This is a genomic window from Sphingomonas oryzagri (assembly GCF_029906645.1).
Lineage (GTDB): Bacteria > Pseudomonadota > Alphaproteobacteria > Sphingomonadales > Sphingomonadaceae > Solisphingomonas > Solisphingomonas oryzagri.
On record NZ_JARYGZ010000001.1, the window covers coordinates 461,212 to 482,848 of the forward strand.

At 68.4% G+C, this 21,637-nt stretch carries 21 protein-coding genes; 10 read left to right on the forward strand and 11 right to left on the reverse strand.

The window, feature by feature from the left end; genetic code table 11:
- Window positions 1–95 precede the first annotated feature (95 nt).
- A complete protein-coding gene (gene murI, locus QGN17_RS02260; protein WP_281042897.1) occupies window positions 96–890 on the reverse strand; it encodes a glutamate racemase in 795 nt (264 codons plus the stop codon).
- A gap of 106 nt (window positions 891–996) precedes the next feature.
- Between murI and plsY the strand changes: the two genes are divergently transcribed.
- The 5 genes from plsY to topA are packed head-to-tail and all read left to right on the forward strand — an operon-like array spanning window position 997 to window position 6,220.
- Window positions 997–1,614: a glycerol-3-phosphate 1-O-acyltransferase PlsY gene (gene plsY / locus QGN17_RS02265; RefSeq protein WP_281042898.1), complete on the forward strand. Its 618-nt coding sequence runs from the start codon at window positions 997–999 to the stop codon at window positions 1,612–1,614.
- Window positions 1,615–1,631: 17 nt separating this feature from the next.
- The gene (dprA, locus tag QGN17_RS02270; RefSeq protein ID WP_390902671.1) at window positions 1,632–2,756 is read left to right on the forward strand and encodes a DNA-processing protein DprA; all 1,125 of its coding nucleotides are present in this window, start codon (window positions 1,632–1,634) and stop codon (window positions 2,754–2,756) included.
- A 22-nt stretch (window positions 2,757–2,778) separates the two neighbouring features.
- Window positions 2,779–3,273, forward strand: coding sequence for a hypothetical protein (locus QGN17_RS02275; protein ID WP_281042900.1), 495 nt, complete (start codon window positions 2,779–2,781; stop codon window positions 3,271–3,273).
- Window positions 3,270–3,626 carry a DMT family protein gene (locus tag QGN17_RS02280; protein WP_390902630.1) on the forward strand — a complete coding sequence of 119 codons (357 nt, stop codon included), beginning with the start codon at window positions 3,270–3,272 and terminating at the stop codon, window positions 3,624–3,626. Before QGN17_RS02275 ends, QGN17_RS02280 begins: the two co-directional genes overlap by 4 nt.
- A gap of 59 nt (window positions 3,627–3,685) precedes the next feature.
- Window positions 3,686–6,220 carry a type I DNA topoisomerase gene (gene topA, locus QGN17_RS02285; protein ID WP_281042901.1) on the forward strand — a complete coding sequence of 845 codons (2,535 nt, stop codon included), beginning with the start codon at window positions 3,686–3,688 and terminating at the stop codon, window positions 6,218–6,220.
- A gap of 134 nt (window positions 6,221–6,354) precedes the next feature.
- Here the strand turns inward: topA and QGN17_RS02290 are convergent, their stop codons facing one another.
- From QGN17_RS02290 to QGN17_RS02315, 6 genes are read right to left on the reverse strand one after another with little or no spacing between them, the layout of a single operon-like run.
- Entirely contained in the window at window positions 6,355–6,546 is a 192-nt protein-coding gene (locus tag QGN17_RS02290) for a YqaE/Pmp3 family membrane protein (RefSeq protein WP_281042902.1), read from the reverse strand.
- Between the two features lie 59 nt (window positions 6,547–6,605).
- Window positions 6,606–7,862, reverse strand: a complete 1,257-nt coding sequence (locus QGN17_RS02295; RefSeq protein WP_281042903.1) for a TolC family outer membrane protein — start codon at window positions 7,860–7,862, stop codon at window positions 6,606–6,608.
- A gap of 7 nt (window positions 7,863–7,869) precedes the next feature.
- On the reverse strand, window positions 7,870–10,290 hold the full coding sequence (locus tag QGN17_RS02300; RefSeq protein WP_281042904.1) for an ABC transporter permease: 2,421 nt from the start codon (window positions 10,288–10,290) through the stop codon (window positions 7,870–7,872).
- A 15-nt stretch (window positions 10,291–10,305) separates the two neighbouring features.
- Window positions 10,306–10,989: an ABC transporter ATP-binding protein gene (locus QGN17_RS02305; protein WP_281042905.1), complete on the reverse strand. Its 684-nt coding sequence runs from the start codon at window positions 10,987–10,989 to the stop codon at window positions 10,306–10,308.
- Between the two features lie 11 nt (window positions 10,990–11,000).
- Window positions 11,001–12,260 (reverse strand): efflux RND transporter periplasmic adaptor subunit, encoded by a 1,260-nt coding sequence (locus QGN17_RS02310; RefSeq protein WP_281042906.1) that lies wholly within the window; start codon window positions 12,258–12,260, stop codon window positions 11,001–11,003.
- A complete protein-coding gene (locus QGN17_RS02315; protein ID WP_281042907.1) occupies window positions 12,260–12,544 on the reverse strand; it encodes a UrcA family protein in 285 nt (94 codons plus the stop codon). The genes QGN17_RS02310 and QGN17_RS02315 overlap by 1 nt, the downstream gene beginning before the upstream one ends.
- Window positions 12,545–12,765: 221 nt before the next feature.
- On the opposite strand from QGN17_RS02315, the gene QGN17_RS02320 reads away from it, so the two are divergent.
- Window positions 12,766–14,160 (forward strand): sigma-54-dependent transcriptional regulator, encoded by a 1,395-nt coding sequence (locus QGN17_RS02320; protein WP_281042908.1) that lies wholly within the window; start codon window positions 12,766–12,768, stop codon window positions 14,158–14,160.
- A complete protein-coding gene (locus QGN17_RS02325) occupies window positions 14,150–15,490 on the forward strand; it encodes a sensor histidine kinase (protein WP_281042909.1) in 1,341 nt (446 codons plus the stop codon). Before QGN17_RS02320 ends, QGN17_RS02325 begins: the two co-directional genes overlap by 11 nt.
- Here QGN17_RS02325 and QGN17_RS02330 read toward each other — a convergent pair.
- The 3 genes from QGN17_RS02330 to QGN17_RS02340 are packed head-to-tail and all read right to left on the reverse strand — an operon-like array spanning window position 15,480 to window position 17,572.
- Window positions 15,480–16,274 (reverse strand): kinase, encoded by a 795-nt coding sequence (locus QGN17_RS02330; RefSeq protein ID WP_281042910.1) that lies wholly within the window; start codon window positions 16,272–16,274, stop codon window positions 15,480–15,482. The two genes, QGN17_RS02325 and QGN17_RS02330, sit on opposite strands and share 11 nt — an antisense overlap.
- Window positions 16,264–17,229: a 2-hydroxyacid dehydrogenase gene (locus QGN17_RS02335; protein WP_281042911.1), complete on the reverse strand. Its 966-nt coding sequence runs from the start codon at window positions 17,227–17,229 to the stop codon at window positions 16,264–16,266. Before QGN17_RS02335 ends, QGN17_RS02330 begins: the two co-directional genes overlap by 11 nt.
- 49 nt (window positions 17,230–17,278) lie before the next feature.
- Entirely contained in the window at window positions 17,279–17,572 is a 294-nt protein-coding gene (locus QGN17_RS02340; RefSeq protein ID WP_281042912.1) for a hypothetical protein, read from the reverse strand.
- A gap of 270 nt (window positions 17,573–17,842) precedes the next feature.
- Between QGN17_RS02340 and QGN17_RS02345 the strand changes: the two genes are divergently transcribed.
- Entirely contained in the window at window positions 17,843–18,217 is a 375-nt protein-coding gene (locus QGN17_RS02345; protein WP_281042913.1) for a hypothetical protein, read from the forward strand.
- Here the strand turns inward: QGN17_RS02345 and QGN17_RS02350 are convergent.
- Window positions 18,214–19,620, reverse strand: coding sequence for a helix-turn-helix domain-containing protein (locus QGN17_RS02350; protein ID WP_281042914.1), 1,407 nt, complete (start codon window positions 19,618–19,620; stop codon window positions 18,214–18,216). The genes QGN17_RS02345 and QGN17_RS02350 overlap by 4 nt on opposite strands.
- A gap of 112 nt (window positions 19,621–19,732) precedes the next feature.
- On the opposite strand from QGN17_RS02350, the gene QGN17_RS02355 reads away from it, so the two are divergent.
- Both QGN17_RS02355 and QGN17_RS02360 read left to right on the forward strand, forming a co-directional pair.
- Window positions 19,733–21,259 (forward strand): acyl-CoA carboxylase subunit beta, encoded by a 1,527-nt coding sequence (locus QGN17_RS02355; RefSeq protein WP_281042915.1) that lies wholly within the window; start codon window positions 19,733–19,735, stop codon window positions 21,257–21,259.
- The gene (locus QGN17_RS02360) at window positions 21,256–21,627 is read left to right on the forward strand and encodes a contact-dependent growth inhibition system immunity protein (RefSeq protein ID WP_281042916.1); all 372 of its coding nucleotides are present in this window, start codon (window positions 21,256–21,258) and stop codon (window positions 21,625–21,627) included. The genes QGN17_RS02355 and QGN17_RS02360 overlap by 4 nt, the downstream gene beginning before the upstream one ends.
- Window positions 21,628–21,637: the final 10 nt, after the last annotated feature.

Sequence of the window (21,637 nt, forward strand, 5' to 3'; positions counted from 1 at the left end):
GCGTCCGGTCTCAGGCCGGCTGGTTAGCCGGTCATGCCCTATTATTCCATCCATACCTAGGGAGGAATTGCGATGGGACAAATCGTCCCAGTCGGTCAGAGCCGCTCGATCCGGGACAGACCGCGCGCGGCCAGAGCAGGGCGAAGCGTCTCCACATCGATGTCCGACGTGAACACCGCGAGGCCTTCCGGCGTAGCCTCGGGCCAGGGCTGGCCATCGGTGAGATGCGCCACGCGGCGCGCGATCCCCTCCGCGCCATCGACGAAGTGGACGGGGTGCGGGCTGGCCGCCGCCAGCTGATCGGCGACCAGCGGGAAATGAGTGCAGGCGAGTACCACCGTATCCACCTTGTCGCCGCCTGGCAGGCTGAACAGGCCGTCCATCACCCGCTTGTAATCGGCGGGGTCGCCCGGATGCCCACGCAGCGCCGCCTCGGCCAGTTCCACCAACCGCGCGGAACCGTGGCGGAGCACGATGCAATCGGACGCGAATTCGGCGGCCAGGCGATCGACATAAGGCTGGCGCACGGTCGCGTCGGTGCCGAGCACGCCGATCGCCCGCGTCTGGCTCGCGAGCGCGGCGGGCTTGATCGCGGGGACGGTGCCGACGATCGGCAGGTCCAGCGCGGCGCGCACCGCCGCCAGCGCGATGGTGGAGGCGGTGTTGCAGGCGATCACGATCAGGCGCGGCCGATAGCGCTCGACCAGCCGCCCCAGCAACGCCGGCACGCGTGCGGCGATCTCGACCTCGGTCTTGGTGCCGTAGGGGAAACCACCCGAATCCGCGGCGTAGACGATCGGCGCCGTCGGCAGGCGGCGGCGGACCGCGTCCAGTACGGAAAGGCCGCCGACACCGGAATCGAAGACGAGCAGGGGGCGTGTCGCATCCATGGCGGGCGATGTAGGCGGGGCGGGGATGGCGCGCCACCTAAATCCAGATTGTTGCGCTGGCGGCACCAGCCCCTATGCTTGGGCACCCTAGGAAGAGGTCGCGTCCTTGATTGCTACGAACTGGCTGGTGCTGGGCGCTGCCGCCCTGATCGGCTACCTGCTGGGATCGATCCCGTTCGGCCTGCTGGTCACCCGCGCTGGCGGCGCTGAGGATCCGCGCACCATCGGCTCCGGCAATATCGGCGCCACCAACGTGCTGCGCACCGGGCGCAAGGAATTGGCGATCATCACCCTGCTGCTGGACGCCGCCAAGGGCGCGGTGGCGGTGGTGCTGGTCGGTCATGTCTGGCCCGATCCGATGCCGCCCTCGCTGCCGGCGATCGTGGCGGGGGCCTTCGCCTTTCTCGGCCATGTCTATCCGGTCTGGCTGCGCTTCCAGGGCGGCAAGGGCGTGGCGACCTTCCTCGGCATCGCGCTGGCTCTGTCGTGGCCGTGCGGCCTTGCCTTCGCGCTGGTGTGGCTCGCGGCCTTCGCGATCACCCGGCACAGCTCGGTCGGCGGCATGACCGCCGCGATCGCCACCCCGGTTGCGGCCGCGATCATCAACCGGTCCGACCTGACGCTGACCTTCCTGCTGCTGGCGCTGATCGTGCTGTGGAAGCACCGCGCCAACGTCGAGCGGCTGCTCGACGGCACCGAGCCACGCTTCGGCAGCAAGGGCTAGAGCCGGTGCACGGGGGGATCGACGAGGCGGATGGTGGTGGATCCTCTCCGCGCGTCGATCGTGAGGATCGCATAGCCCGCCTTCGCCTGATGCGCACGCCGACTGTCGGCCCGGTCACCTACGCGCAGTTGCTGGCCCGGTTCGGCACCCCGGCGGCCGCGCTGGAGGCGGTCCCTGATCTTGCCCGGCGAGGCGGGGGCAAGCCGCCGACCGTTCCGCCGCGCGGCTCGATCGAGCGCGAGGTGGAGGCGGTCGAGAAGGTCGGCGCGCGCTACCTTTTCCTCGGCTTGCCGGGTTATCCGGCGATGCTGGCGACCATTCCTACCGCCCCGCCCGCGCTGATCGTGCGGGGCAGGCGGGCGCTGCTCGATCGGCCGGTGGTCGGCATGGTCGGCGCGCGCAACGCGTCGGCCTCGGCGGGGCGGTTCGCGCGCGGCATGGCGGCGGAACTGGGCGAGCGCGGCGTCACGATCGCCTCGGGCCTCGCACGCGGCATCGACACGGCAGCGCATCAGGGCTCGATGGAGGCCGGCACCGTCGCGGTGATCGCCGGCGGCATCGACGTCGCCTACCCGCCCGAAAATGCGGAGCTGCAGGAACGGATCGCCAACGAAGGCCTCCTGATCGCCGAACAGCCGCCCGGCATCGAGCCGCGTGCGCGCCACTTCCCCTATCGCAACCGGATCATTGCCGGGCTGTCGCAGGCGGTGCTGGTGGTGGAGGCCGCGCCGAAGTCCGGCTCGCTGATCACCGCGCGCTATGGCGGTGAATATGGACGCGAGGTGCTGGCGGTGCCCGGCTCGCCGCTCGATCCACGCGCGCAGGGCTGCAACCTGCTGATCCGCGAGGGCGCGACCCTCGTGCAGACCGTGGACGACGTGATGGAGGCGCTTCGCCCGATCGACCCGCGCATGCTGGGCGAGCCGGGTGGCGGAGGCTATGGCGTCCCGCGTCCGGCCGCCGATGCCGGCGATGCCGATCGCCGCGCGGTCACCGAACTGCTCGGACCCGTGCCGACGCCGATCGACGAGATCATCCGCCAGTCCGCCCTGCCGCCCGCCATCGTCCAGACCGTGCTGCTGGAGCTGGAGCTCGCGGGGAGGCTGGAACGCCATGCCGGTGGTCAGGTAAGCCTCGCCTGACCCGAGTCGAGAGGCTTCATCCATGGGCCCGTGGGGCGCACTCATCTTCGCGATCTTCGCGACCGCTTTCTTCATGGCCGGCCTCGGCCCCACCGTAGGGCCGTCCAGTCCGATCCTGCTGCTCGGCTTCGTGCTGGCGGCCCCGGTGGTGATCCGCGCGATCCAGCGCGTGGTGCGGCCGGATCCACCCGGCGGTATCCAGACCGGCCGCGTGATCATGTGGACGACGATGGCCGAGGCGGCAGCGATCCTGCTGGTGGTCAACGTCTTCCGCAACACCGGCCTGGATGACGTGATCCTGCCCGGCATCGCGCTGGTCGTGGCGATCCACTTCCTGCCGCTCGGCTGGGCATCCGGCCTCAGGCGATTCTACGCGCTGGCGGCGGCGATGGTCGCGGCCTCGTTCATCGGCTTCGCGATCCGCGGTACCGAGGGGACGCTGGTGACCGGTCTCGCGTCCGCCCTGACCTTGTGGTTGGGCGGCATCTTCGCCCTCAAGAGGCCGACCTACGGATGATCCCGCCCAAGCTGCTGCCGATCCTGCTGCTGACCGGCTCCAACCTCTTCATGACCACCGCCTGGTATGGGCACCTGAAGTTCAAGGATCAGCCGCTGTGGCTGGTGATCCCGATCAGCTGGGCGATCGCCTTCTTCGAATATTGTCTGGCGGTGCCGGCCAACCGTTACGGATCGAACGTCTATTCGGCCGCTCAGCTGAAAGGGATGCAGGAGGTGATCACGCTCACCGTCTTCTGCGGCTTCTCGGTGTGGGTGCTGGGGCAGAAGATCACGGTGAACCAGCTGATCGGTTTCGCGCTGATCGCGGCCGGCGCCTTCTTTCTCTTCCGCGATGGGGCGTCACACGCTTGACGGATGGGTAAAGCCGTACCCACTCTCGTACGCGTACACGTAAGGATCATTCCGACATCATGAAGCTCGTCGTCGTCGAATCCCCCGCCAAGGCCAAGACCATCGAGAAATATCTGGGGCCGGGCTACAAGGTGCTCGCCTCCTACGGCCACGTCCGCGACCTGCCCGCGAAGGACGGTTCGGTGAACCCGGACGAGGGCTTCGCGATGGAGTGGGAGAATTATGCGGACAAGGCGCGCCAGCTCAAGGCGATCGCCGACGAGGCCAAGGGCGCCGACGCGCTGATCCTCGCCACCGACCCCGATCGCGAGGGCGAGGCGATTTCGTGGCATGTGCAGGAGGTGCTCGCCAAGCGCCGCGCGCTGCCCAAGGACACCCAGCGCGTCACCTTCAACGCGATCACCAAGCCGGCGATCCTGAAGGCGATGGCGGAGCCGCGCGCGCTCGATGAGGATCTGATCGACGCCTACCGGGCGCGCCGCGCGCTCGATTATCTGGTCGGCTTCACGCTCTCGCCGGTGCTGTGGCGCAAGCTGCCGGGCGCCAAGTCGGCCGGCCGCGTGCAGTCGGTGGCGCTGCGTCTCGTCGTCGATCGCGAGCGCGAGATCGAGGCGTTCAAGCCGCAGGAATATTGGTCCGTCACCGCAGACATGGAGCAGGACGGCATCGGCTTCGTCTCGCGGCTGGTGAAGTGGAAGGGCGAGAAGATCGATCGCCTGACCATCGGGCAGGAAGGCGATGCGCTCGCCGCCAAGGCCGCCGTGGAGGCGGCGCGCCTCTCTGTCGTGTCCGTCGAGACACGTCCGGTCAGCCGCAATCCGCAGCCGCCCTTCACCACCTCGACGCTGCAGCAGGAGGCGGCGCGCAAGCTCGGTTTTTCGGCCAGCCACACGATGCGGGTCGCGCAGAATCTCTACGAGGACGGCCTGATCACCTACATGCGGACCGACGGCGTGCAGATGGACGAGAGCGCCATCTCCGCCGCCCGGAAGGCGATCGCCGAGCGCTTCGACGGCGGCTACGTGCCGGACAAGCCGCGCCACTACCAGACCAAGGCCAAGAACGCGCAGGAGGCCCACGAGGCGATCCGCCCGACCGATTTCAGCCGCGACAAGGCGGGATCGGGCGATCATGCGCGCCTCTACGACCTGATCTTCAAGCGCGCGATGGCGAGCCAGATGGCGTCGGCCCGCATGGAGCGCACCACCGTCGATTTCGCCGACGGCACCGGCCAGCTTGGGCTGCGCGCGACCGGGCAGGTGGTGCTCTTCCCAGGCTATCTGGCGGTGTACGAGGAGGGCCGCGACGATGAGGGCGACGAGGATTCGCGCCGCCTGCCGCGCATGAAGGACGGCGATTCGCCGGCGGTGAAGGAGGTGAAGGCCGAGCAGCACTTCACCCAGCCGCCGCCGCGTTATTCCGAGGCCAGCCTCGTCAAGAAGATGGAAGAGCTGGGGATCGGGCGCCCGTCGACATATGCGTCGATCCTCCAGACGATCAAGGACCGCAATTACGTCCGCGTTGAGAAGAACCGCTTCCATGCCGAGGAGAGCGGACGGCTGGTGACGGCCTTCCTCGAACGCTTCTTCGAGAAGTACGTCTCGTTCGATTTCACCGCCGAACTGGAGGAGGAGCTGGACGATATTTCCGGCGGCCGCGCTCAGTGGCAGGCGGTGCTGGAGGCCTTCTGGCGGGACTTCAAGCCGAAGACCGCCGAGGTGATGGAGCAGAAGCCCTCCGAGGTGACGGCGGAGCTCGACAAGTTCCTCGCGCCCTTCCTGTTTCCCGAGAAAGCGGACGGGACGGACCCGCGCCTCTGTCCCAATTGCGGGCAGGGCCAGCTGGCGCTGCGCGGCGGCCGCTTCGGTGCGTTCATCGCCTGCTCCAATTATCCCGAGTGCAAATATACCCGTCGCTTCGCGCAGGCGGGCGCAGCCAATGACGGTGCGGACACCGGGCCGGAGACGCTGGGCACCGATCCCGAGACGGGGCTTCCGGTCGAGCGCAAGGCGGGGCGGTTCGGGCCATACATCCAGCTCGGCGAGGGCAAGGAGGCCAAGCGCTCGTCCATCCCCAAGGATGCCGGCGAACTGACGCTGGAGCTGGCGCTCAAGCTGCTCTCGCTGCCCCGCACGATCGGCCCGCATCCGGAGTCCGGCAAGGATATCACCGCATCAATAGGGCGTTATGGGCCGTATCTCGCACATGATGGCAAATATGCGCGGCTGTCCTCCACGGCGGACGTGTTCGAGACGGGCATGAACGCGGCGGTGGTGAAGCTCGCCGAGGCGGCGGCTGGCGGTGGTCGCCGGCAGGGCGCGAGCCGCGAGCCGATCGCGACGCTCGGCGCCAATCCGGACGGCGCCGAGGTGAAGGTGATGGAAGGCCGCTTCGGCCCCTACGTCACCGACGGCACCACCAACGCGACCTTGCCCAAGGCGAAGGACCCGAAGGAACTGACGCTCGACGAGGCGCTGGTGCTGCTGGCGGAGCGTGCCGCCAAGGGCCCGGCCAAGGGCAAGAAGACCGCGAAGAAGGCGGCGGCTCCGAAGAAGGCTGCGGCCAAGAAACCCGCCGCGAAGAAGAAGGCATAATCTCCCCTCCCTGAAAGGGAGGGGGCGGGGGTGGGTTCGCCTGGGGCGGGCGTGACCTCGATCCGGAGAAGAACCCACCCCAAACCCCTCCCTTTCAGGGAGTGGCTTAAAAGGAGGGAGGGGCTAGGAAGCGCTCACCGCCCCCGCACGTAATCCGCGATCTTGCGATCCGTGTCCCATTGGCTGAGCGCATAGACAGCCCAGATCGCGGCGGGCAGCCAGCCGATCAGGGTGATCTGCAGGATCAGGCAGACGATGCCTGCGAGCGGTCGCCCGATCGTGAAGAACAGCAGCCAAGGCAGCAGGATGGCGATGATCAGTCGCATGGAAAGCCCTCCGGTTCGCCGGCAGGCTAACGGACCTGCCGGCAAAGTCGAGCCTGCCACTATTCGAACGCAGCCCGGTCGAGGGCGCCGACCGCGCGGAGCAGGGCCGCCTGCTGGATCAGCAGGTCGCTGCGGCTGCGCGCTTCCGCCAGCTGGGCGGCGCGCAGGCTTTCGTCGGCGACGAGGATATCGAGCGTCGACCGCAGATCGAAGCCGTATTCGGCGCGCACGCCCTTGAGCGCGAGGTCGGCGGCGACCGTCCGGTCGTGATTGGCGGAGAGCTGGGCGCGGGCGCCCTGCATCCCGGCCCAGGCGGATTCGGTGGCACGCACCGCCTCGCGCGCGGCGGCATCCCTGTCGAACTGCGCGGCGCGATAGTCGGCACGCGCCTGCCTCACCTGTGACGCCACCAGGCCGCCGGTGAGGATCGGGACATGCAGCACCACGCCCGCCGAGGCGGCGCGCGGAAAATAGTGGTCGTCGCCGGTGATCCGGCCGTCATAGCCGTAGGTGCCGCCGAGCGAGACGGTCGGCGCGCCATTGGCCCGCGCGGCATCGATCCGCGCCGAGGACGCGTCGGCGACGCGCTGGCTCTGGCGGTAGAGCGGATTGCTGTCGAGCGTGCGGTCGCGCGCCTGATCGAGGCCGACGGGGAGTGTCGCCAGCGTCGCGGGCGGCGGTGCGAGTGAGCCGGGATCGCTGCCCACCGTCGCACGATAGCCGGCGGCGGTGACGGCGAGCGTCGCCTCCGCATCGGCCAGCGTCGCGACTGCCGACGCGCGCTGAGCCTCCAGCTGGGCCACGTCGGTGCGGGTCGCCTTGCCGAGCTTGTAGCGGGCATTGGCCTCGGCCACCTGGTGGTCGAGCAGCTCGATGTCGGCACGCGCGATGTCGGCCGCCTGCTGGTCGTAGAGTAACTCCGCATAGGCGCCGACGACGTCGCTCAGCACTGCCGCCTGCGTGTCGCGCAGCCCCTCCGCGCCCGCCGCGACGTCGCCCTGCGCGGCGCGCACCGCCGAGGAGACGCGGCCGCCGGTCCAGATCGGTAGGTCGGCGGAGACGGTCGCAGCGCCGCCCTTGCCGTAATCGAACTTGTCGTAGCCACCGGCTGCGTCGGCCGATGCGGTGAGACGGCCACCGGCCCGCGCCTGCTCGGGCGTTTCGGCGAGCGACTCCTGCCGGGCGCGGGCGGCGGCCAGCACCGGGTTGGAGGCGTAAGCTTGGTCCACCGCCTGGGCCAGCGTCTCGCCGCTGGCAGGCGTCGCCAGCAGTGCCAGCAGAGCGAGCGCGCGCTTGTTCACGGCACCCTTACTCATGGCCCCCTTACTCATGACGGAGCGCCCAGGCCGGGGCTGCGCGGGCGGCGCGCAGCGACTGCGCGATCACCGTCGCCACCGCGATCAGCAGCGAGATCACCGTCGCCGCGACGAAATAGAGCGGCGACAGCGCGATCCGGTCCTCAAAGCCCGCCAGCCACGTCCGCATCGCCAGGAACGCCAGAGGCCAGGCGAACAGGTTGGCGATCAGCACGGGGCGCAGGAACTGGCCGACCAGCAGCCTGACGATGTCGGTCGATGAGGCGCCCAGCGTCTTGCGGATGCCGACTTCCTTCACGCGCCGCGCGGTGTTGAAGGAGGCGAGGCCCCACAGTCCCACGCAGCCGATCAGCACCGCCAGGCCCGCGCCGATGCCGAACAGACGGGCGGCGCGATCGTCCGGCTTGTAATAGCGGGTGAGATTCTGAGCGGCAGTCTTGGCCTCGAACGGCACCTCCGGAGCGATCCCGCGCCAGGCGTTGCGGAATGCGGACAGCGCGATCTGCGGATCACCCTGAAAACGGACGCTGGCGACCGTGTATTCCATCGGCTGCGAGGTGTAGTGATAGAGCGCGCCGGCAAGTTCCTTGCGCGGCGAATGGAAGCGGATGTTGTCGATCACGCCGACGATCACGCGCGGCTGCGCGGGGCCGTCCGGCTCGGTTTCCAGCACCGTCTGGCCGATCGCCTCATCGGGGTTGCGGAAGCCGAACTTCGACAGGGCCGCGCGGTTGATCACCACGTTGGCGGTGCCGGTGCCGGTCAGCCCGGAATCGTCCTGCCGGTGCGCGGTATCGAGGAAGCGGCCGGCAGCCAGTCGCGCGTCGTTTGTGGCGAACCAGTCCTTGCCGATGCTGTAGGTGCTGATCGAAGGCGCGCTGTCCTCGCTCTGGCCGGGGCGGTAGATTCCGGTCGCGTTGGTATAGCTCTCGTCGCCCGGCGCGCTGTCGGCGGTGGTGACCGCGACCGTCATCGGCAGGCTGCGGAAGGCGGCGAGCAGCGAGGCGCGCTGACCATCGTTGAGGCTCTGCGATCCGAAGGACGAGATCACCATCAGACCATCCCGCCTGAAGCCCAGATCGGCGCTGCGAAGATGGCTGGTCTGCGCGAAGAGCACGCCGGTGCCGATCAGGAAGGCGATGGCGAGCGCGAACTGGATCACGACCAGCCCTTCGCGCAGCCGTGTGCCCGTCCGCCCGCCGCCGGGGCTGCGCGCGGACGCCAGTACGGCGGCTGCCGGGAAGCGCGAGAGCAGCAGCGCAGGATAGAGACCTGCCGCCACGCCGACCACGATCGCCAGCAGGGCGAGCAGCGGCACGACGAAGACATAATCGATGGTCAGGGTGACGTCGCCGGCGGCATTGACCACCGGCAGCGCCATTTCGGCGAGCGCCAGCCCGATCAGCGCCGCGGCGAGCGCGGTGGCGATCGCCTCGCTCAGGAAATGGCGGACGAGCGCGCCGCGGCTGGCGCCCAGCACCTTGCGCATCGCCACCCCGCGTGCCCTGAGACCTGCGCGCGCCGTCGCCAGGTTCACATAGTTGATGATCGCGATCAGCAGGGTCAGCACGCCGACCAGCCCCAGCGTCGTCACCGCGAGCTTGCCGCCGGGGCGCGACAGATGGACATCACGGATCGGCACCAGAGGAAAAGCGAGCTGATCGCTCGGGCGGCCGTTGGTGAAGTCGTGCTGTGCGCGCCGATCGATGAAGGCGGGAAGGCGGGCGGAATAGGCCCGCATCGCCGCCTCGTTCGGAAACCGGAGATAGGTGGAGAGCGTCGCGCTGCCCCAATGATACCAGTTCGATCCGGGGATCTGGGTCGGCACCAGGCGCATCACGATGTCCCAGTCGAGCTCGGTATCGCGCGGTGCGTCGGCAAGGATCGCGGCGACCCGATAGTCGCGCGAGACGCCGAACAGGGCGATCGTCATGCGCTGGCCGATGGCGTGGCCGCCGGGGAAGTATTTCTTCGCGATCTTCTGGCTGATCAGCACGTTGTTGGGCGCGGCCAGGGCGGCGCGGGCGTCGCCTTCGATCACCGGCACGTCGATCACGTCGAAGAAGCTCGGATCGACCAATTCGGCGCCTTCGGTGGTGGCGTTGCCGTTGCGCAGCACGGTGGCCTGCGCGCCCTTCATGCGGGTGCCGACCGTTTCCGGAAAATCCTGGCGCAGCTGTTCGAGCAGGCCACCCATCGATCCGTCATAGTCGGCCGCCTTTACGCCATGCAGCGTCCAGCGGTTCTTGAGCAGGTAGGCCTGCTCGTGATGCGGCAGGAAGGTTTCGTAGCCCGTCTCGAAACGGACGTAGAGGGTCAGCACGAGGAACACTGCGATGCCCACCGCCAGCCCGCCGATGTTGAGCGCGGCGTAGAGCTTGTGGCGGACGAGCGAGCGGTAGAAGCTGATCAGCGCGAAGCGGTTCATGGGGATGCCTCCGGCTCAGATCGCGCGGGCGACGGAGGAGACGACGCGCCCGTCCAGCATGTCGATGCGGCGCTTCGCCATGTCGGCGTGGGATGGCGAGTGGGTGACCATGATGATCGTCGCGCCTTCGCCGTTCAGGCTGGTGAGGATGTCCATCACCTGCTGGCCGTTCTCGGTATCGAGGTTGCCGGTCGGCTCGTCGGCGAGGATCAGGCTGGGATCGCCGACGATGGCGCGCGCGATCGCGGCGCGCTGCTGCTGGCCGCCCGAAAGCTGGTGCGGGTAATGGCGCGCGCGGTGCGAGATGCCGACGCGGTCCATCGCCTGTTCGATCCGCTGTTTCTTGTCGCCCTGCGAACCCTTCCGGTAGGCAAGGCCGAGCGCGACATTCTCCTGGATGGTCAGCTCGTCGATCAGGTTGAAGCTCTGGAAGACGAAGCCCAGCGTCTGCCCGCGCATCTGCGCCAGCGCTGCCTCGTTCATCACCGCGAGGTCGCCATGATCGCCGAACAGGTAACGGCCGGAACTCGGCCGATCGACCGTGCCGAGGATGTTGAGCAGGGTGGACTTGCCGCAGCCGGAAGGCCCCATGACGGCGAGGAATTCGCCTTCGGCCACCTCCAGGTTGATGTCGGCGAGCGCGGTGGTCTCAACCTCGTCGGAGGCGTAGCGGCGCTGGATGGATTCGAGGCGGATCATGAAGCTCTCCGTCAGCGGATGTTGAGGGTGCCGCTCTTGTCGTAGGCGGCGGTGTTGGAGGTGACGATGCGGTCGCCGGGGGCGAGGCCGGACAGGATCTCGACCTGTTCGGGATTGCGGGCGCCGGTGCGGATCGCGCGGCGGCGGGCGTGGCGGCCGTCGGCGTCGATCACATAGGCCGAATTGCCGCCGCCGCTGTCGACCCAGCCGCCGACCGGGGCGGTCAGCGCCTCGCGGGCGGAGCCGAGCGTCACGCGGATGTCGGTGGTCTGGCCGCGGTTGAGGCCCTTCGGCGGTGGCCCGACGAAGCCGAGCTCGATACGGAAGCGGCCGTTGGTGACGGCGGGCAGCACCTTGGTGACGGTGAGCGTCAGGCCGTTGTCGCCGCTGGCGCGCTGGCCGACCGCGACACGGCCGAGATAATATTCGTCGACGTCGGCGACGAGCTTCCACGAACCCTCGCTGTCGACCTGGCCGACCGGATCGCCGGCTTTCAGCATCTGGCCCGGCTGAATGGTGAAGTTGGTGAGGCGGCCGGTGACGGGCGCGCGTACGATCAGCGCATCGAGCCCGGCCTGCACGGCAGCGAGATTGCTGGTGAGGCGCGCGCGCGTCTCGGCGAGGCGCGAAGCCTGAAGGTTCGCGGTCTTGTCCTCGCGTGACTGGCCGGAACGGAGCTGGGCGAGGCGTTTCTGCTGATAGTCCGCCTCCTCGCGATAGCTCTTCACGCCCTCGTCGGACACGAAGCCCTGATCATGAAGCTGCTGGCGGATCGAAAGGTCGCGGTTGGCCTTGATGAGATCGTAGCTGGCCGACGAGGTCTGGCTGGCGCGATCGAGGCGGCTCTTCTCCAGAGCCAGATCGTCGCCCGAAAGCGTGCCGAGCTGGCTGGCGATCTCCGCCTCGCGGGTCAGCACGTCGAGCTTGAGTGCCGGATTGATCAGGGTCGCGATCGGCTGGCCCTCGGTCACGGCGGTGCCGTCCTGCACCAGCAGCTTCTCGACCTGCCCGCCCGAGACGGCACCGACGAAGGTGGTGATGTTCGGCGCGACGGTGGCGCGGACGGGGAGGTAGTCCTCGAACCGGTTGCGCGCGACATTGCCGGTCTCGATGTCGGCGGCGGAGACGTCGGTCGATCCGCTCGACGGGATCAGCCGCCAGCCGAGCACGAGCAGCGCCAGCAGACCGACCGCCGCGGCAACCCAGCGCCAGCGACGGTCGGTACGTGGCCGCTCGATGCGGCGGTCCATGGCCGCGCCGGGCGTGCTCATCAGCGGGCCGACAGCTCGGCTGCGGCGCCGGCATAGGCCTGGGTGCGACACGCGCCCTCGGCGAACTGCTGGCCGGCTTCGGTCGTCTCGCAGACGCGGGCGGCGGCGAAGCGGATGCGCTTGGCGATCGCGGCGCGACCATCCGTGCTGGCGAGTTCCGCGCTCTGGTAGTGGACGGTCGCGGTCGGTGTCTCGGCCATCGCCGGATCGGCATAGGCGACGATGCCGGCGGTGCCGAGGAGGCTGGCTCCGGCGAACATCAGGGTGGTGACGAACTTACGCATGGGATCTCTCCTTTCCTCGTGGCCGGCGACATGTCGGTCACGGGAAGGACTGAGCAGGAGCCGTGCCAATTCGACGAAAGTCGGGAAATCGGGGCTTTTCGGGCGGGCGGCTACGATGGCTTGTTCTCGAACTGTCCGGATCCGGACAGTCGAGTGTCCGGAAACAGACGTTGTCGCCGCCGCCGAACGATGGCAGCAAACGGGCATAGAAGGAGTGGGTCTTGAGCGAAAAGCCGTTCGGTCTGTGCGTCGTGGTGGATGACGACGAGGACATCCTCCTCGCCGCGCGGCTGTTGCTGCGCCAGCTCTTCGCCGAGGTGAAGGTGACGCCGCAGCCGCAACAGGCGGTCGACTGGATGGCGGAAGCGCGGCCCGACGTGATCCTGCTCGACGCCAACTTCGCGCGCGGGGCGACGGACAGCAGCGAGGGCTTCCGCTGGCTGGGCAGGATACTGGAACGCGATCCGCACGTTTCGGTGGTGCTGATCACCGCGCATGGCGGGGTGCAGGTCGCGGTCCGCGCGATGAAGGAGGGGGCGACGGACTTCGTCTCCAAGCCCTGGGCGAACGAGAAGCTGCTCTCCGCCGTGCGATCGGCCGCCGCGCTCAGTCGCTCGCGCCGGCAGAGCATCGAGACGAAGTCGGCCAAGACTCCCGTCGCGCCGTCGGAAACCCCGCTGCTCGGCTCCTCGCCGGCGATGGCGCGCGTGCTGTCGCTGATCGAGAAGGCCGGGCCGACCGACGCCAACGTGCTGATCCTCGGCGAGAACGGCACCGGCAAGGAACTGGTCGCGCGGGAATTGCACCGCTTTTCAAGGCGCCGGGACAAGGCGATGCTCACCGTCGATCTCGGCGCGGTGGCGGAAAACCTCTTCGATTCCGAGCTGTTCGGCCATGTGAAGGGCGCGTTCACCGACGCCCGCGCCGATCGTGTCGGGCGGCTGCAGGCGGCGGACGGCGGCACGCTGTTTCTGGACGAGGTTGGCAACCTGCCGCTCCACCTCCAGCCCAAGCTGCTGACCGCGCTGGAGCAGCGCAAGGTGACCCCGGTCGGCGCCAATGCCCCGGTGCCGATCGACGTGCGGGTGATCTCGGCGACCAACCTGCCGCCCGATCAGCTCGGCAGCGAGAGCCGCTTCCGGCAGGATCTGCTCTACCGGCTCAATACGGTCGAGATCGAACTGCCGCCGTTGCGGGACCGGCGCGAGGACATCCCGCTGCTGCTCGACCATTATCTGCGCCAATATGCCGCGCGCTACGATCGCCCGGCGCCGGCGCTGCCCGACGACGTGCGAGATGCGCTGGTCGCCTACGACTGGCCGGGCAATGTGCGCGCGCTGCGCCATGCCGCCGAACGCGCGATCATCCTTGCCGACGGAGCGACGCTGGCGATCAAGGACTTCCCGTTGCCGAGGGCGGCATCGGCGCCGGTGCCGCATGTCCAGGCGTCCGCCGTGGTCGAACCGGTCGCGGCCGACCTCAACCTCGATCGGGCCGAGCGCCAACTGATCGAGCGCGCGCTCCAGAAGCATGGCTACAACATCTCCAACGCGGCCTCCGAACTCGGCCTGACGCGCGGCTCGCTGTACCGGCGGATGGAGAAGCATGGGCTCTAGGCAGCCCTTCGTCCTGCGGCTGGCGGGGCATATGGCGGTGCTGGTCGCATTGCTGTTCGGCTTCGCCTGGTTCCTGGCGCAGCCGGGCCATGTCGCGACGGTGACGCTGTTCGGCCTGCTCGCGATCGCCGCCGCCGCGGCGCTGTGGCGGGCGGTATCGCGCAGCAATGCCGAGATGACCCGCTTCGCCACCGCGATCCGCCACGAGGATCTGACGCAGGTGTTCCGCGAGAGCGGGCAGGGTAGCGGCTTCGACACGCTGGGCGCGACGCTCAACGCCGGCATCCGCCGCCTGCGCGACCATCGCGCGGCCGAGGCCGCCGAGAACCGCTTCGCCGCCACCCTGGTGGACGAAGCGCCGACCCCGATCCTCGCCATCGACGCGGACGGACGGGTGGAACTGTCCAACAAGGCCGCACGCCGCCTGTTTGGACAGGCCAAAGGCACGCGCGTCGCCGATCTGGGCGTCTATGGCGAGGGCTTCGTCGCGGCGCTCACCGATGTCGTTCCGGGCGACCGGCGGCTGTGCCGGGTGACGATCGGCGGCCTGCCGCAGCGCGCGATGGTGGCGGTGACGCAGGTCGAGCGGCTGGGGCGGCTGTGGCGGATCGTATCGGTGCAGATCATCCAGGGCGAGCTGGATGCCGCCGAAGTGGCGACACAGGCCGATCTGGTCCGCGTGCTGACCCACGAGATCATGAACTCGATGACGCCGGTGACGTCGCTCGCCGAGAGTGCCGTCTCGATCATGGCGGAGATCGACAAGAGCGACGATCCGGCGATCGGTGACGCTCGAATCGCGGTGGAGACGCTGGCGCGGCGCGCGGCCGGCATCATGCACTTCGTGGAAAGCTATCGCGAGTTCAGCCGCGCGCCGGCCATCGCGCCGCGCCGCTTCGTCGCGAAGACGTGGGCGGACGAGTTGGCGCGGCTCTATCGCGCGATGCCGGTGGGCGAGCGGGTGGAACTGGTCGTATCGGTCGTGCCCGATCGGTTGCAGTTGAACGCCGATCCCGAGTTGCTGTCGCAAGTCGTGCTCAACCTGATGAAGAACGGCGGCGAGGCGGCCAGCGAGCATGACCCGGCGCCGCGCGTTTCGCTGTCGATCGAGGCGTTACCGCTCGATCGGGTACGGATCATGGTGGAGGATAACGGGCCGGGCGTGCCGGACCAGTATCTCGGCGAAATTTTCCTCCCCTTCTTCACCACCAAGCGCGCGGGCACAGGCGTGGGGCTGAGCTTCGCGCGGCAGGTGGTGCTGCTTCACCACGGCGCGATCCGCTATGCGGGCGAGCCGGGCGGCGGCGGGAGCTTCGAGATCATCCTCTGATCCGTGGCGAGCGATCCTCGGCGAGCGGGATGACGAGGTCCGCGCGCGCCGGCATTTCGCTGAGGATGTGTCGCGTCAGCCGCTCGTAATGCTGGATGAAGCGGGCGATCTCGGCGTCGTTCATGCCGCCTTCGCGTTCACGGCGGAGCGCCTCTTCCTGCTCGATCCGCCAGCGCAGAACGATCTCGAAACCGGGCGCTGCGAGCAGGATCAGGCGGTCGATCCGCGCGAAGAAGGCTTGATAGGGACCGGCGAGCTGGTCGTTGACGTACTGCCGCCAGATGCCGTGCGCATCTTCCTCGCGCTCGAGCGCATTGACCGGATCGGCCAGCATGGCGGCCGCCTGCGGACGCGCGCCGACGCACCAGCCATCGAGGATCAGCAGGCGCGTCCCGGCGGGCGCAACTTCCCATTGTGAGACCGGGGCGCGATCGTCGGTCGCCTTGTCGAAGCGTGGCAGGCGCGCGGAGCGGCCCGCCGCCAGATCGTCGATCACGTGACGGCCGAGCACGAGGTCGTGCGTGCCAGGGACGCCACGCGTGCGCAGCAGCGGATGGATCTCGCGTGCCAACCGCTCGCGCTCCGCCTTCGTATGATAGACATCGTCGATCGACAGGATCGCGCTCGGCACGCTTTCTTGCCGGAAAAGGGCGGCCAGTCCGGCGGCCAACGTGGACTTGCCGCTCCCCTGCGCGCCGCACAGGCCAATGAGGAGCAGAGAGTCACCCAGCGCCGGTCGGATCGTCGCGGCGGCGAGATCGATGGTTCGAAGGTCAGGCGACACGGTTGGGCAATTCGCGGCCGGTGAAGAACGCCTCCAGATTGTCCGCCGCCTGCATCCCCATGGCGGTGCGCGTCTCGATCGTCGCGCTACCGAGATGGGGGAGCAGCACCGCATTCTCGCAGGCCAGCAGATCGGGATGGACGGCGGGTTCGCGCTCGTAGACGTCCAGCCCGGCCGCCGCGATCCGGCCTCCGCGGAGCGCCGAGGCAAGCGCCGCCTCGTCCACCACCGGGCCGCGCGCGGTGTTGATGAGGATCGCGCTCGGCTTCATCCGCGTGATCAGCGCCGCGTCGACCAGATGGCGGGTGCCGGCCCCGCCGGGGACGTGGAGCGAGAGGATGTCCGCCTCCTCCGCAAGCGTTTCCAGCGTATCGACATATCCCGGCTCGCCGGACGGGCGGCGGCTGTGATGGATCACCCGCATTCCGAACGCGGCAGCGCGCAGTCCCGTGGCGCGCGCGATGCGCCCATAACCGACGAGGCCGAGCGTCTTGCCGCCCATAGCCTGGCCCATCATGTGCGTCGGCCGCCAGCCGGCCCAGCGCCCGGCACGCAGCTCGCGTTCGCCTTCGCCCGCGCGGCGCGCGGCCATCAGCATCAGCAGGATCGCGATATCGGCGGTGGCGTCGGTGAGCGCATCGGGCGTGTTGGTGACGACGACGCCGTTGGCCTGAGCTGCGGCGAGGTCGATATGATCGACGCCCGCGCCGAAATTGGCGATGAGGCGGGCGCGCCGACCGGGCAGGGCAAGCAGGTCCGCGTCGAGACGATCGGTGATCGTCGGCAGGATCGCGTCATGTTCGCGCATCGCGTTTTCCAGTTCGATGCGCGTGCGGGGAGCGTCGTCGGGGTTGAAGGAGGCGTCGAACAGGCTGGTGAGTCGCGCCTCCACCGCGCCCGGCAGGCGGCGGGTGACATAGAGGCTGGGGCGGCCGGCCCCGTAATCGTCCTGCATTCGAGCGACTCCTTTGTCATGCGGGGCCGGCTCTAGCGCAGGATGATGGTCAGGCGCGATCCTCGGGTTTCTGTTCGCGGAAGGTCGCGGGAACATGGGGCAGCCAGCGATCGGCGACGATCACCCGGTGGAACAGGCGCGGCCCCATCACCGCCAGCGCCACCCCGGCGCTCGCCATCAGGAAGGTGATCAAGGCCAGCGGGTAGGCGATGGCGGGTTCGTGCCCGGCATGGCCGAAGCCGATGGCGAGCAGCAGATGCCCCAGGAACCAGGCGAGGCCCAGCATCGCAAGGCCCGCGCCATGTAGCATAAGAGATCGCTCGGCCTTGCTGGCGGGAAGCATGTCGGCCTTCTCCTGATGACGTCGAGCCTGCTATCTGGGGCCGATCCCCGTAAGGGTTCGAGCAGCGATCGCGGTGGATGCCATAAGGATCGCATAAACAGATCACCGCCTTTGCTGCACTGCAGTCCGTTCCAGCAATCCTGCGTTCACCCGGAAGGTCGCATTTCGCCGTTCTCGTGCTTGACAGCGTGCCCCTTATGGGTACGCGGCTGCGGTGCGGGATGCCGGATTTCCGGCGCGTGAGTCTGGCTTTTGAGCAAGGAGGAGAACATGGCGTATCGGGCGACCGTCCGTACCGACATCGATCCGCAGCCGCGCTCGCCGGACGTGGCGCCTTATCGCGTACCGCCGATGGAACCTGCGAGCTTCACCGATCTCGAGGAGCAGGTGATCGCGCTCGCCCGCACCGATCGCCTCGGCAGCATCGAGAAGCCCGGCCGACTCGAACGGATGGTCACCAAGCTGTTCGGCCTCAATTCCGAGCGGCGGGCGCTGGCCGATCCCCGGCTGGAGACGCTGCGCCGCGCGATCGTGGTGGCGCATCATCGCCATCACCTGCCCGACATGCAGGCGGCCGAACTGCGCGAGGCCGGTTTCAGCGTCGCGCAGATCCGCGCGATCGAGACGAAGGCGCTCAGCGCCTAATCGAACCGGTAGGGTACGACCTCGCGCCGTTCGGGGTCGATGCGCAGTGCACGGCCCGAAGGCGGAAAGGCGCGCTGCTCGCATCCCTCGCGCGGGCAGATGCGGCAGGAGACTCCGATCGGCGTGGCGGCGTCCGTGCGGGTCAGGTCGAGATGGTCGGCATAGACGAAGTCCTTGGCCTCGCCGATCTCGCAGCCGAGCGCGACCGCATAGCGGCGCGGTGATCGCGCATAGCTGCCGCTTTCCTTCACCAGCCCCTTGGCGATCGCGACGTAGCGGGTGCCCTCCGGCATCTCGGCGAGCTGGGTGAGGATGCGGTCGGGGATCGCCACCGCCTCGTGCATGATCCACAGCGGACAGGCACCGCCGAAGCGGGCGAATTGCAGGCGGGTGGCGCTGTGCCGCTTGGTGATGTTGCCCGCCATATCGACCCGGCAGAAGAAGAAGGGCGTGCCGCGCTGGTCGGGCCGCTGGAGGGTGGAGAGGCGGTGGCAGGCCTGCTCGAAGCTGACGGCAAAGCGGCGGCGCAGGCGATCGATATCGTGGCGCAGGCGGCGCGCTTCGGCGCGGAAGGCTTCGTAGGGCATCAGGATCGCACCGGCGGCATAATTGGCGAGGCCGATCGAAAGCAGGCGTGTCGCTTCCACGGAAGGCATGGTGGCGCGGGCGAGCACCTGCCCGATCTCCTCCGCCAGTTCGATGCGGGCGAGCTGGTGGGCGAGCTGGAAAGCGCGGCTCTCCGGTGCCTGCGCGGGATCGAGCGTCAGGATGCGGTGCGCGGGGTCGAAGGCGCGCAGCGGCGCCGACTCTGTGCCGGGAGTGCGCAGGGTGATGCGATGCCGGTCGCGCAATCGCTCGGCGAGCGCGTCCGGTCCCGGCTCCAGCGCGTCGCCGATCGCCTCGGCCGCCGTGTCGATCAGGTCGACATAGTTTCCGGCATCGTGGAACCAGTCACGCACCTCGTCCCACGGCAGGCGCCCGCCGGAGGGGGCGCCTGTGTCATAGGCGTCGTCGAGGCGCTGGAGCTGGTCCTCGGCGCGGCGCCAGGCGGCGTGCATCGCAACGAAACGGCGGGCGAGGGCGGGCTGCTGCTCCACCGCGCGGGCGAGCATCTCCGGCTCGGGCGGCGGCTCGGGCAGCAGTGCTTCGGCAGCGGCTTCGGCGAGGCCGGCGAGCAGGCGTGCACCCTCGTCCTCGTCGATGCCGGACCAGTCTGCGGGGAAGGCCGCGGCCAATGCCAGCGACACGGCAGCGGTGAGAGGGCGCCCGTCGGTTTCGATCTGCGACAGATAGCTGACCGAGATGCCCAGCCGCTCGGCCATTGCCACCTGGCTCATCCGCAGCCGGCCGCGCAGTTCGCGAACACGCGTGCCGGCATAGAGGGGGCGAGGGGCGCGGGGCATGTCTCCACCTATTTCACAAAAAGGTCATTCGCAACTTCACAAAACCACATTTGCGTCTCGCGCGGCGCTGCGGCAGGCCCTGCGCATCACCGCCGCCCAGGAAAGGAGAGCGATGCCCACGACCCTCGAGACGCTTGAACAACGCCGCGCCGAGGCCCGCCTGGGCGGCGGACAGCGGCGCATCGACGCGCAGCATGCCAAGGGCCGGCTCACCGCCCGCGAGCGGATCGACATCCTGCTCGACGAAGGCTCGTTCGAGGAGCTCGACATGTTCGTCGAGCATAATTGCGTCGATTTCGGCATGAACGAGACGCACATCGCCGGCGACGGCGTCGTCACCGGATCGGGCACCGTCAACGGCCGCCTCGTCTTCGTGTTCAGCCAGGATTTCACCGTGTTCGGCGGCTCGCTGTCCGAGCGGCACGCGCAGAAGATCTGCAAGATCATGGACATGGCGCTGAAGGTCGGCGCGCCGGTGATCGGCCTCAACGACAGCGGCGGCGCACGCATCCAGGAGGGCGTCGCCTCGCTCGGCGGCTATGCCGAGGTGTTCCAGCGCAACGTGCTCGCCTCTGGCGTGGTGCCGCAGCTCAGCCTCATCATGGGGCCGTGCGCGGGCGGCGCGGTATACAGCCCGGCGATGACCGACTTCATCTTCATGGTGAAGGACTCATCCTACATGTTCATCACCGGCCCGGACGTGGTGAAGACCGTCACCAACGAGGTCGTGACTCAGGAGGAGCTGGGCGGCGCCGTCGCCCACACCCAGAAATCCGGCGTCGCCGATCAGGCCTTCGAGAACGACGTCGAGGCGCTGCTCGCCGCGCGCGATTTCATCGATTTCCTGCCGGAGAGCAACCGCTCGGGCGCGCCCGTCCGCCCAACCGAGGATGCGTGGGATCGCATCGAGCCGAGCCTCGACACGCTGATCCCGGACAGCGCCAACAAGCCCTACGACATGCACGAGCTGATCGCCAAGATGGTCGACGAGGGCGATTTCTTCGAGCTCCAGCCGAACTATGCCGGCAACATCATCATCGGCTTCGGCCGGATCGAGGGGCGCACCGTCGGCATCGTCGCCAACCAGCCGATGGTGCTGGCCGGCGTGCTGGACATTTCGGCGAGCCGCAAGGCGGGCCGCTTCGTGCGCTTCTGCGATGCCTTCGACATCCCGATCATCACCTTCGTGGACGTGCCGGGCTTCCTGCCGGGCGTCAGCCAGGAGCATAACGGCATCATCACCCACGGCGCGAAATTGCTCTTCGCCTATGCCGAGGCGACGGTGCCCAAGATCACGGTGATCACCCGCAAGGCCTATGGCGGCGCCTATGACGTCATGGCCTCCAAGCACCTGCGCGGCGATTTCAACTATGCCTGGCCGACCGCCGAGATCGCGGTGATGGGCGCGAAGGGCGCGGTCGAGATCATCTTCCGCGGCAAGACGCCGGAAGAGATCGCCGAACGCACCGCCGAATACGAGGCCCGCTTCGCCAACCCCTTCGTGGCGGCGTCCAAGGGCTTTATCGACGAGATCATCATGCCGCATTCCACCCGCAAGCGCGTGGCGCTGGGGCTTCGCAAGCTGCGCAACAAGCAGCTCGAGAACCCCTGGAAGAAGCACGACAACATTCCGCTGTGAGCCGCAAAACCCTCCAGCTTCGCCGCGATGCGCAAGCCCGCTGGCTCACTCTGGACCAGTTCCTCGGTGGTTATTGCCATCAGGATTTCGAGCATGAGTTCGGCAGCGTCGAGAAGGCCATCGACGCGGCGGTGCTGGATCATGATCGAGAGGCACGCCTGCAGGTTGCACGCGAATGGTGGGATTGGAACGGGGCTACGGCAGCAGATTACGATGTGAGGGAAAAGGTGGCGGCGTTGGGTGTCGATGTCTGGTTCGAGGCACCGCACGACGCGCGCCAATTCATGAACATGGTCTACGACAAGCTGATCGTGGCCATTCGCAAGGATCAGCCGGGTTGGCGCCCTGGCGCGCAACCGGCCAACTGAGGAAGAGCAT

Excerpts from the sequence above, each read along its gene's own strand:
- murI (WP_281042897.1), bottom strand. The coding sequence starts at position 890 with ATGGATGCGACACGCCCCCTGCTCGTCTTCGATTCCGGTGTCGGCGGC.
- QGN17_RS02280 (WP_390902630.1), top strand. The coding sequence starts at position 3,270 with ATGATCCCGCCCAAGCTGCTGCCGATCCTGCTGCTGACCGGCTCCAAC.
- QGN17_RS02295 (WP_281042903.1), bottom strand. The coding sequence starts at position 7,862 with ATGAGTAAGGGTGCCGTGAACAAGCGCGCGCTCGCTCTGCTGGCACTG.
- QGN17_RS02340 (WP_281042912.1), bottom strand. The coding sequence starts at position 17,572 with ATGCTTCCCGCCAGCAAGGCCGAGCGATCTCTTATGCTACATGGCGCG.
- QGN17_RS02315 (WP_281042907.1), bottom strand. The coding sequence starts at position 12,544 with ATGCGTAAGTTCGTCACCACCCTGATGTTCGCCGGAGCCAGCCTCCTC.
- QGN17_RS02350 (WP_281042914.1), bottom strand. The coding sequence starts at position 19,620 with ATGCCCCGCGCCCCTCGCCCCCTCTATGCCGGCACGCGTGTTCGCGAA.
- topA (WP_281042901.1), top strand. The coding sequence starts at position 3,686 with ATGAAGCTCGTCGTCGTCGAATCCCCCGCCAAGGCCAAGACCATCGAG.
- QGN17_RS02290 (WP_281042902.1), bottom strand. The coding sequence starts at position 6,546 with ATGCGACTGATCATCGCCATCCTGCTGCCTTGGCTGCTGTTCTTCACG.
- QGN17_RS02345 (WP_281042913.1), top strand. The coding sequence starts at position 17,843 with ATGGCGTATCGGGCGACCGTCCGTACCGACATCGATCCGCAGCCGCGC.
- QGN17_RS02355 (WP_281042915.1), top strand. The coding sequence starts at position 19,733 with ATGCCCACGACCCTCGAGACGCTTGAACAACGCCGCGCCGAGGCCCGC.
- QGN17_RS02335 (WP_281042911.1), bottom strand. The coding sequence starts at position 17,229 with ATGCAGGACGATTACGGGGCCGGCCGCCCCAGCCTCTATGTCACCCGC.
- QGN17_RS02275 (WP_281042900.1), top strand. The coding sequence starts at position 2,779 with ATGGGCCCGTGGGGCGCACTCATCTTCGCGATCTTCGCGACCGCTTTC.
- QGN17_RS02300 (WP_281042904.1), bottom strand. The coding sequence starts at position 10,290 with ATGAACCGCTTCGCGCTGATCAGCTTCTACCGCTCGCTCGTCCGCCAC.
- QGN17_RS02325 (WP_281042909.1), top strand. The coding sequence starts at position 14,150 with ATGGGCTCTAGGCAGCCCTTCGTCCTGCGGCTGGCGGGGCATATGGCG.
- QGN17_RS02305 (WP_281042905.1), bottom strand. The coding sequence starts at position 10,989 with ATGATCCGCCTCGAATCCATCCAGCGCCGCTACGCCTCCGACGAGGTT.
- QGN17_RS02310 (WP_281042906.1), bottom strand. The coding sequence starts at position 12,260 with ATGAGCACGCCCGGCGCGGCCATGGACCGCCGCATCGAGCGGCCACGT.